The sequence below is a fragment of the uncultured Nisaea sp. genome, assembly GCF_963974195.1.
In the GTDB taxonomy this organism is placed as follows: Bacteria; Pseudomonadota; Alphaproteobacteria; order Thalassobaculales; family Thalassobaculaceae; genus Nisaea.
The window spans coordinates 1-10,190 of record NZ_CAXBDC010000135.1 but is presented as its reverse complement, the minus strand read 5'-3'; the positions used below and the strand labels follow the sequence as shown (position 1 = coordinate 10,190).

Genomic DNA, 10,190 nt, shown 5'->3' with positions numbered 1-10,190 from the left:
TCTGCTTTGGGAGCAGAGGGCCGGCGGTTCGAATCCGTCCACCCCGACCATTCACACTCAATTGATGTTTATCGCGCGCCGATCCGTCTTTCTTTGATAGAAATTGCGAATGCGTCTTATTATTTGTAAATGATGGCACATAGCTTTTGTGCCGTGTCCTCGTTAGCCGGGAACAAAATCATGGTTATGGAACAGTTGGGCTTTTCGATTATCCGGATGCGATTTCCGGCTCTGTTGCTGATTGCCCTGATACTTCTTCCCGTACTCGCTGGATGTGCGTCTCCGACTCCCTATGCACCACTGTCCGAGCGGTTTGGCTATAAGGACAGCAGTATCGAAAGTGATCGCTACCGGGTCAGCTTCAGCGGCAATTCAGCCACCGACCGTGAAACCGTCGAGACCTATCTGCTTTACCGCGCGGCGGAACTTACCCGGGAGAAGGGCGCCGATTATTTTATCGTGGTCGAGCGGGACGTTGAAAAGACCGACCGCTATCTGAACTATTCCTATGCCCCCTTCGGATATGCCGGCTACGGCTATTTTGGCTATCATGGCGGCTATTATTTCCGGCACCGTATTTATACCGGCCCGGACGAAAGCGTTCCGATCTCCCGCTATGAGGCGATCGCGGAGATTGTCGTGGGCGGACCCGAGCTTTCCGGCAACAAAGCGGACGTCTACAGGGCGCAAGAGGTTATTGAAAATCTGGGGCCGAAGATCGTCCGGCCGAAAAGCTGAGTCTCTGCCGCATTGACCTTGCAACGCCTTTGAGCGATACGAAACCCAAGGCGCTCTTTTGTGGGCGTGCAGAGGGCTCGCAAGGGCCTCGGGGTACGAGGAGAGATTTCTATGTCAGTGCGGATTTACCGGCCGAGCAAGACGGCCATGCAGTCAGGGCGCGCAAAGACGAAGAACTGGGTGCTGGAGCCGACTCTCGAAACCGCCCGGCGGCCGGAGCCTCTGATGGGTTGGGTCAGCAGCGGCGATACCAACAATCAGGTCCGGCTGACATTCGAGACCAAGGAAGAGGCCGTTGCCTACGCCAAGAAACACGAGCTCGACTACATCGTGCAGGGCGATCACAAGCGCAGTCTGAAGCCAAAAGGCTATGCCGATAATTTCGCGGCCGACCGGTTTGAGACCTGGGGTACCTGGACACACTGATTCCGCCTGTTTCGCGGCCCCGTAGCTCAACTGGATAGAGCACCGGACTTCTAATCCGACGGTTGCAGGTTCGAGTCCTGCCGGGGTCGCCAGTTTCCATGATCTCACCCTGAAAACCAGATCTTCCTCCGCTCCCCGAATTTGATTGGGGCGCACAGTAAACCCGTGGGCATATGATCTGCCCTTAAGTGCGGGGGGCTCTTGTTTTTCAATACCTTGCAATTCGATACGATCTGTTTCCACATGGGAAATTATCCCTGAAACCGTTACGCAGCGCGGCCTTCTGCCTGTGTCATGCCTGCCGCGAAATTTTGTGTTGGGCACTCGTATTGTACATATGTGTACTTATCCTTATCTGAGGGTAACCGGTCAGCATGCGACGTCCTGCTGCCGGCTCGTTTTTACATCAGATTAGCACTTGGGCGGGCACGGCTTGCCGGGTGCATGGGGATAACGGATGAAAAACTTTGTGAAGCCCAAGAGGGCCTTGCTCCAGACCACAACGCTTGTAGCGGCGGGACTCATCATTTCGGCCGTTCCCGCGGATGCGGCGGAAAAACTCAAAATCGGTGTCGGGGGCTATGCTGAACAATGGTTTGGCTATACGGACATCCAGGACGACGGGAACAGCACCCAGGATCTTTCCGGTTTCGATGTGAAGTCGGATACGGAAATCCATTTCAAGGGCTCCACCACGCTGGATAACGGCCTTGAGGTCGGGATCAACGTCCAGCTTGAAGGCAACAGCAACAGCAGTGACCAGATTGATGAAAGCTACCTGACTGTTCGCGGCAATTTCGGTCAGATCGATATCGGTGACGAAAATTCGGCACTCTACAAAACCCATGTCGCGCCGAAGGAATACGGCATGGGGATCAATTCCGGCGATACCGTGGACTGGGAATTGACCGGCAATACCTCGATTGGCGATTCCGGGTACTTCCGGGCGCCGTTTGGTGGCACATATATCGAACCGGGCCGCGCCAACGACTCCACCAAACTGACCTATTACACACCGAGGGTCGAAGGTTTCCGCGTTGGCGTGTCTTATGCGCCTGATAGCAATCAGGACGATAATGTCCAGCCGGACCGGGATAACAGCAGCCTGACCGATGGTGTCATGGCCGGGATTGACTATTCCCGCGATTTTAACGGCGTGAAGGTCGCAGCATCCGCTGGATACGGCACGTTCCTCGAGGCAGCGGGGAACAATGAGGAGCCGGAAGCCTATGCGTTTGGCCTCACTGTTGATTATGCCGGCTTCCAGGTTGGCGGTTCCTACGCGAAATTCGCGGATTCAGGTGTCAATGACGGCGACGCCTATGTCGTCGGTGCTGCCTATGACTTCGGCCAGTACGGTGTAAGCGCCACCTATCTGCATGGTGAACGGGAAGGGCTGGTCGGCAGCACGGTTCCTGGGACGGCATAAGCGGACAGGGATACGTTTGCCCTTGGCGGCCAATACATCCTTGGCCCGGGTGTTTCCCTGCAGGGAACGCTCGGCTATTCCGAATATACCAGCGATACCGCCGGTGTCGGCGATGTCGAGGCGGCCTACGCCATAACGGGCATCAGGCTTACTTTCTAGCCCGGTGGCCGAAGGGGGCGCCCGGTGCGCCCCCTTCGGGTCGGCTACCGTATAGTCAGATCCACCTGTACGGTGAGTGCCTTGTAATCATTGTCCCTATCCGCCCAGGCGCGCCCGGATTCCGGGGTCAGATTCTCAAGTTTTTGGGAATTTGGAACGGCTGTATCAAAGATATGGCGGAAACTTGGGGCCACGCTGTGGTGATTGGGCGAGTCCACAAAGATCGAAAGCGCCATTTCATTGGCGTAGATATCGCCGTCAAACCAGGCAATGGCCCCGCTCTGCAAATAGGCGGCATGCCGGATTTCAGCCTGCGCCGGATCAAAGGGGATCGTGACTGTTTCACTAATCGGCGGGCCGAACGTCGCATGCAGCATATGGTTACGTTTCGCCGGCGAAGAACCTGTCTTGCTGGCTGTCGTTACGAGATAGCTGCTTAATATATAGCCGGTACGGCCATCTCCGAGCGCAGCGCGATACCATTGCCCATTTGCCGTTTTGCCGGTCACCATGACCTCGGTTTTTGGGGCGATCTGTTCCAGCAGGGGAGCATTCTGATCCGGCTTGCCGCGCAAGTTCACCGAAACATCTCCATCCACGATCATTGTCTGATCCAGAGACCAGACCCCGGGCACGGAATTACCCGCGTGGATGTTTCCCGGAGCCGCCAACCTCTTCAGCCGGTCTGCGGCCAGTGCGGCAAAGAGACCTTGGGGGAATTTTTGCAGGTAGGCCTCATATTCTTCCGGATATGCGCTCCATTTGATCGACTCCCAGAACAGGAGATCCTGATCCGGTTCCGTTTGCGGGGCGGTGTGAGGGGGGGTGACCATGAACGCGAAATCGCCGCGATTGAAGCGGATGTCGTGAAGCTTTCCGTATTGCGGAGTCTGGGATGAGCCGGTCAGCTCGGTGATTCTCTGGGACATGTAAAGCCCGAGCTCGGCGCCGGTGACGAACCCGTCCCTGTTGAAATTGGCTTCGGCGTCGCCTGTAATACCGCGCAGGAAATATTCCCTGAAACTTCCGTCATCCCGAACCCGCTGACCTGAATCTCCGGATGTCAGGAATTCCCGAACGGGCTCGTTCATGCGGGCGACTGTCTGGGCTGCGGGAGCGCCACGGGACTCGAAAATGGTTCCGGCAAAACAGGAATCAAACACGGCGAGGACGTGCCGGGCCTGCGCCAGCCGGACATAGGAGCCGAGCATGCGGACCGGGGTGGCTGCCAGCAGGAATTGCGGCTTGGCCGAAATCGGTGCATCGCGCGGGACGAGATATCCTTCGCCATCGATGGTTTCGCCATGCCCGGCATACCAGAGCAGCAATCTGGCCTCCGGGTCCGCGCCCTTGATGACGAAAAACTCGAGCAGCAGGCGGTGCAGTTCTTCTCCGGTAACGTTGGTTCTGAGATCGACCTCGAAGCCGAGAGAGGGAAGCGCTTCGGCGATCGCTCTCGCATCACCGACCGCGTTGTTCAGGCGTGGCCATCCGCCATCGTAATCGTCAATTCCGATGATCAGGGCAAAGGCTTTCTGATCCCTGGCTGCCGATGCGGGCCCCGGCGGGACAGAGAAGCCAATGATCGTGGCGACCAGAACGAGAATTAACCGAAGACTGCGTTTGCGGGACATAGCGTACCTCCCGTGATGCACAGACTGTAATGGACGAGCATTGGCGGCACTTGATTGAAGGGCCATCCACGCACTCTCCTGCAATATGCTAGGCCAGAAGGCGATAAATTGCACGCAATCGGCATAGCCCGGCAATTATGACTGGTAAATATAGCAATTTTGTCCTGTCGTGCTATTATGCATTAAGGAATTCGGGCTATTCGAAGAGTTCTTTCTCCTGCACCGGATTCCGTTTCGGAGGCGTCGAAATGCTCCGGCGTATGACAACGGGTTTTGGTTCAGCCAGCTCTCTTTTAGCTGTAGCGGCACTTATCGTAACGGCCGTGGCTTCGCCTATTCCCGTTTCTGCCAACGCGGCGGAACCAGTTGCGCTCATTGTAGAAATCAATGGTGAGGCCAAGCCTTCCTTGTCGGCTTTCTCGGAGGTTTCCGACGGTGCCGAACTGGCGCTTGAGCCGGGATCGCGGGTGACATTCCTGCATTATCAGCGCTGCGAGGAAGTCACCGTCGAAAGCGGTTTGCTGACGATGCGCGCTGGAACTTACCGTATCGTCGGCGGCGATATCGTTCGCCGTACGGCGCGCGGATGCCCGAAAACCAGCAAGGCGTCGTCATCCAGGGAAATAGGCGGGGTGCTGTTCCGCGGCGACAACGTCCTGCAGCTTTCTCCGTCCGCGACACTCGTCATCATCGGACCGGGCTCGAGCGATATCTCCCAGGCCCGGATCGAAGGCCGATCCGGCCATGTGCTGGGGAGCGTCGACGTATCCAGGGGCGTTATCGATATGAAAGCATTCCCCTCCTGGGTGCGGGAAGGGGAAGAATATCACCTGGAGCTGCTGAGGCGTTCGGGAGCTCCTGCGCTGCGCATCGCCATCGTTGCCGCTTTGATGCATAGCGATCTCGCGGTGATACGTGCCGAATGAACGGGGTTTCCTGCCACGGGAACTCAAGGACAATCGGAGTACGGTCCACGGGCTGGTGCTGGCGGCATTTCTGTTTGGTGGTGTGATCGGCGGAACCGTCGGCAGGTTCGATTGGGGAAACGGCTTTTTTTACGATCTGGCCGTTGCAATGAATGCCGGCCGTTCTGCCAATTCCGAAACACATACGGCCATTATCGCAATTGATGCCAAAAGCCTGTTCTCCGGCTCTCTTTCGGCGATCCCGCGAACATTGATGCAGCCGGTTCTCGCAGAAGCGCTGAACACTCTTCTGGAGGCCAGGGCCAAGGCCGTTGGTTTCGATATTCTTCTGAGCTATTCGGGAAACCGCTGGCAGCCGGATCATGACAAGCCGCTCATCAGGGCTCTTTACGAAGGGCGGGGCAGAGTGGTGCTCGGACGGTCGTCCAATTCATTACCGGCCGCGCCTTTTGTCGCCGCTCTGGGGTTTGATCGCGAGAGCCTCGGGGCGATGGAACTTCTGCCCTCGCCGGACGGTATCTATCGGCTTGTGAACGACAGAACGATGCTCGTGGACGGGGAGGGTGTCCCCAGCCTCGTGGCTGCAACACTCGCCAATGCGGGGAGGGATATGCCTTCGGCTATTGCGCTTGGCGACGGGCGTGCGGCGTTCAGTCTGCCTGTTTATGGCCTTTCCGATCTGCTTTCCTGCGCTGATACCGCTCCCGGATTATTGCGGGAGGCTTTCGAAAATCGCATCGTCTTCATCGGAAGCTGGTTGGATGAAGAGGACAGAAAACGCTCTGTGACACGCTTCGTGCGTCCGGACCCGGATCCGGTTCTCCCGGAAACGGGCCCGGAGGGGTGCGCCTTGAGCCCGATCGCTGTTTCAGCCTCCGATGGAACTCTGCCGGGGGTCTTGTTACATGCGCTGGCGGCTGAAGCGGTTATGGCTGACAGGATAATCCGGACCGTTGACTGGCCTTATCTCGTTCTGTTGGCATCGCTGGCGACAGGCCTTGGTGTCTTTGTCAGCTTGTTGTTGTCGCCGGGATATTCTCTTCCGCTGGGAGGCGCGCTCGCGGCGTTGATCTGGAGCCTTTCCTGTGCGCTCTTCACCGGGATGATCTGGCTGCCTCCCGCTGCCCCCATGATCGGTATTCTTTCCGGTACGCTTCTTGTTTTCCCGGTGCGCTTTCTCAACGAGCGGGCCCGGCGGCATGGCATCCACAGGGCCTTTCGCCAGTATCTTGCGCCGGAGATGGTCGAGCGGATCCTTCGCGATCCCAGTCAGCTGCATCTCGGTGGAGAAGTGCGGGAATTGACCGTGCTGTTTTGTGACATGCGCGGTTTCACGGCTTTTTCAGAGAGGATGGCGGATCGACCGGAAGAACTCGTGCGGATCCTCAATCGTCTCCTGACGGTCCTGACGGAGCCGATTTTGAAACATGGCGGTACCGTGGACAAATATATGGGCGATGCCGTGATGGCGTTCTGGAATGCGCCGATTCCCGATCCGGAGCATGCAAGGCATGCGGTTGCCGCAGCGCTCGACATGCTTGCTGCTGTGGAGCGATTGAATGAGGAAGTCTTTGCGGGAGAGCCTCATACGAAGGCTGAGGGAGAGGGCTTCCGCATTGGCATCGGTATCCATACAGGTGCGGCAATCGTCGGGAATATGGGGTCCGAGCAGCGGTTCGATTATACGGCCGTTGGCGATACCGTGAACCTGGCTTCAAGACTGGAAGCACAGTGCAAGACCTTCGGTGCGGATCTTATCGTGAGCGAAGATACGATAAGGCAAACGGCGGGCCTGGCCGTTTTGGAGCTAGACGAAGTTTTGGTACGGGGGCGGGAGGCCCGCATCGGTATCTTCGCCGTGACGGGTGGCCCTGAAAAGGCGGAGACCGCTGAATTCATTGGTCTTCGGGAGCGGCATGCGCGCTTTCTCGAATTCTGTCGCCATGGGGCGACGATCAAAGCACAACAGCTTGGGTTGGAATTGGCGCGAGAGAACCCGTCGCTCGGCCCGTTCTACAAATCGAAGATCGGCGGCGCCGAGGCGGGTTCCGGCGAGAAAAGTGTGCCGATCATGAGGTGAATTAACCGGTTCTGGCTCGTGACGGTTCAGAATAGCGGTTCCTTCCCCAAAAGAAGCGCATATAATGCGCTTCTCAAGGAGGCGGCATGACGTCCGGTGAATTCAAAAAGCTGAGAAAATTCCTGAAGCTCTCGCAGAAGGAAATGGCGGAAGCGCTCGGTCTGAAGCGCCGCATGATCCAGTATTATGAAAAGGGCGAGCGTGACGGCGAGTCTCTGGATATTCCGAAAGCCGTGGAATTGGCCTGTTTTGCCCTGGCCGCCGGTGTGCGTGAATATACATTCAGCGCTTCCAAAAATCCGTCCAGGCAGGCCGAAATTTCAGCTCTCTGACGGGAGTGTTGCCTGCCGCTGGCGCACCCTCTCGCGGTGCAGGATATAGAGACCGCTGCCGATCACCAGCACCGTTCCGCCCAGAATCCAGAGATCGGGAACATCCCCCCAGACGAAGAACCCGATCAGCACCGCCCAGATCATGCTTGTGTATTTGAACGGGGTGACGAAGCCCGCCTCGCTATAGCGGAATGCCTCGATCATGAGGAACTGGGCGGCGCCGACAAAGAGGCTGCTCAGTCCGAAAAGCAGGATATGAGGCAAGGCAACGGGTTGCCAGTCGGTGAACGGATAGCTGGCGAAGCCCGAGAGGGTGACGAGGCTCATCCCGACGGCAAGCATCGAGAGGGTGCTCTCGGTGCGATGCATCTTGCGGGTCACGATATCCCTGAAGGATCCCATGACAGTCGCGAACAAAGGCAGCAGGGCCACGGCGGAAAAGGTCTGTGGGGTCGGCTTCACCATGATGAGCACACCACAGAACCCGACCAGGATCGCCAGCCAGCGCCGCCAGCCGACCTGCTCGCCCAGCAGAGGGACGACGAGTGCCGCCGTCACGATCGGACCGGCAAAGGCGATGGCCGTTGCATCGGCGATGGCCATGAGCTTCAGGGCCCAGATGAAGCTGTAGGTACTGAAGACAATGATGGCGGCACGGGTGAGCTGGAATCGCCAATGGGTGACACGAAGCTGACGCCGTCGTCCGGTCAAGAAAGCAAAGCCGAAAATCAGCACCAGAACCAGGACACCGCGCAGGGCGACAACCTGTCCGACCGGATAGGCGTCGGTCAGCCATTTCGCGATCCCGTCATTCAGCGATACCAGGCCGATGCCGCCGGTCATGCAGACGGCACCATACATCCAGCCGAATCTCGGGCTTCCTTCCGGAAGTTCGGTTTGGGCTGTGACTGGCGCAACATTGGAGGCGGGGGAGATCGAACCCCCTGCGATGGTTTCTTTTTTTGGAGCCACGACGGAGTCCTTTTGCAGAACTCCGACCATCTACCTATCGCTCTGAAACCGCAAGTCTGCTTACACGGGATTGGCGTCGGTCGGGGCAAGTGCTATCAGGCGTGCCATGATCCAGATTACAGACATGACTTTCCGCATTGCGGGCCGCACCCTTTTCGAATCCGCATCGGCGACGATCCCGGACGGGCACAAGGTCGGCCTTGTCGGCCGGAACGGTACGGGTAAGTCCACCCTGCTGAAATTGCTCACCGATACCTATCATCCGGATGGTGGAGACATCGTCGTCAGTGGTGGCCGCGGTGTGGAAGATCCTATCGGCATGGTGTCCCAGGAAGCACCAAGCGGGCCGGACACACCTCTGGAGGTCGTGCTGCGCGCCGACAAGGAGCGGGAACGGCTGATCCAGGAATCCGAAACCACGCAGGACCCGATGCGGATTGCCGAGGTGCAGACCAGGCTTGCCGATATCGGCGCTCATGCCGCGCCGGCCAAGGCCGCGGCGATCCTGGCCGGTCTCGGCTTCGAGGACTCCATGCAATCCCAGCCCATGTCGAGTTTCTCGGGGGGCTGGCGGATGCGTGTCGCTCTTGCGGCGGTGCTGTTCGCGGAACCCGAGATTCTGCTGCTCGATGAGCCGACGAACCATCTCGATCTTGAGGCCACGGTCTGGCTGGAGACTTATCTCGCGCGGTATCCGAAGACGCTGGTGATCGTCAGCCACGACAGGGGGCTGCTGAACAAGGCGGTCGATGCCATCCTGCATCTCGAAAACAATCAGCTGACTCTCTATCAGGGCGGCTATGACCGGTTCGAGAGGACCCGGGAAGAGCGACTTGCCCAGATCGAGGCACAGCGCACCAAGCAATCCGCGCAGCGCAAGCATATGGAAGCCTTCATCGAGCGCTTCCGCTACAAGGCCTCGAAGGCCCGGCAGGCCCAGAGCCGGATCAAGGCGCTTGAAAAAATGGGCAAGCTGCCCGATGCGGTAAACGAGCCGACCACCCGGTTCAAATTTCCCAACCCGGAAGAGCTGCCGCCGCCATTGGTGACGTTCGACAATGCCAGCGTCGGCTACGAGCCCGGAAAACCGATCCTGCGTGGTCTCAGTCTGCGCATCGATGGAGATGACCGGATCGGATTGCTTGGCCGGAACGGTAACGGCAAGTCAACGCTGGCAAAGCTGATTGCGGGCAGGCTTGCGCGGTTCGATGGCGACGAACACCGCACAGCCAAACTTCGCGTCGGATTTTTCGCCCAGCATCAGGTCGAGGATCTGGATCCGGAAGCGACAGCCGCCGAGCACATGGCGCGGCTGATGCCGGGGGCGGCTCCGGACAAGGTCCGGGCACGGCTTGGTGGTGTTGGCCTTGTGCAGGACAAGCAGACAACCCTGTCGAAGCATCTGTCGGGAGGGGAGAAAGCGCGCCTGACGCTGGCCCTGATCACCTATGACAGCCCGCACGTATTGATCCTCGACGAGCCGACCAACCATCT

9 protein-coding genes and 1 tRNA gene are annotated in these 10,190 nt (G+C 58.3%); 8 read left to right on the top strand and 2 right to left on the bottom strand.

Translation table 11 applies throughout. The annotated features are described in order from the left end of the window. Nucleotides 1–180 precede the first annotated feature (180 nt). The 4 genes from AAC126_RS20210 to AAC126_RS20195 all read left to right on the top strand — a co-directional run bounded on the left by AAC126_RS20210 (nt 181) and on the right by AAC126_RS20195 (nt 2,593). Entirely contained in the window at nt 181–738 is a 558-nt protein-coding gene (locus tag AAC126_RS20210; RefSeq protein ID WP_339856903.1) for a hypothetical protein, read from the top strand. A 111-nt stretch (nt 739–849) separates the two neighbouring features. Beyond that, entirely contained in the window at nt 850–1,164 is a 315-nt protein-coding gene (locus AAC126_RS20205; RefSeq protein WP_339856900.1) for an ETC complex I subunit, read from the top strand. A gap of 15 nt (nt 1,165–1,179) precedes the next feature. Beyond that, nucleotides 1,180–1,256: transfer RNA gene (locus tag AAC126_RS20200), tRNA-Arg, on the top strand. Nucleotides 1,257–1,621: 365 nt separating this feature from the next. Further along, entirely contained in the window at nt 1,622–2,593 is a 972-nt protein-coding gene (locus AAC126_RS20195; protein WP_339856897.1) for a porin, read from the top strand. Between the two features lie 203 nt (nt 2,594–2,796). Here the strand turns inward: AAC126_RS20195 and AAC126_RS20190 are convergent, their stop codons facing one another. After that, the gene (locus AAC126_RS20190; RefSeq protein WP_339856894.1) at nt 2,797–4,386 is read right to left on the bottom strand and encodes a caspase family protein; all 1,590 of its coding nucleotides are present in this window, start codon (nt 4,384–4,386) and stop codon (nt 2,797–2,799) included. A 407-nt stretch (nt 4,387–4,793) separates the two neighbouring features. Between AAC126_RS20190 and AAC126_RS20185 the strand changes: the two genes are divergently transcribed. The 3 genes from AAC126_RS20185 (at nt 4,794) to AAC126_RS20175 (ending at nt 7,724) form a co-directional block, all read left to right on the top strand. Further along, a complete protein-coding gene (locus AAC126_RS20185) occupies nt 4,794–5,312 on the top strand; it encodes a hypothetical protein (RefSeq protein WP_339856891.1) in 519 nt (172 codons plus the stop codon). Then, complete coding sequence (locus AAC126_RS20180) at nt 5,302–7,392, top strand: adenylate/guanylate cyclase domain-containing protein (protein WP_339856889.1); 2,091 nt, start codon at nt 5,302–5,304, stop codon at nt 7,390–7,392. Before AAC126_RS20185 ends, AAC126_RS20180 begins: the two co-directional genes overlap by 11 nt. A gap of 86 nt (nt 7,393–7,478) precedes the next feature. After that, entirely contained in the window at nt 7,479–7,724 is a 246-nt protein-coding gene (locus tag AAC126_RS20175; protein ID WP_339856886.1) for a helix-turn-helix transcriptional regulator, read from the top strand. Here the strand turns inward: AAC126_RS20175 and AAC126_RS20170 are convergent. Then, complete coding sequence (locus tag AAC126_RS20170) at nt 7,713–8,696, bottom strand: DMT family transporter (RefSeq protein WP_339856883.1); 984 nt, start codon at nt 8,694–8,696, stop codon at nt 7,713–7,715. The genes AAC126_RS20175 and AAC126_RS20170 overlap by 12 nt on opposite strands. A gap of 106 nt (nt 8,697–8,802) precedes the next feature. Here AAC126_RS20170 and AAC126_RS20165 point away from each other — a divergent pair. Continuing rightward, nucleotides 8,803–10,190: ABC-F family ATP-binding cassette domain-containing protein (locus AAC126_RS20165; protein WP_339856880.1), on the top strand; the 1,388-nt coding region annotated here is incomplete at its 3' end.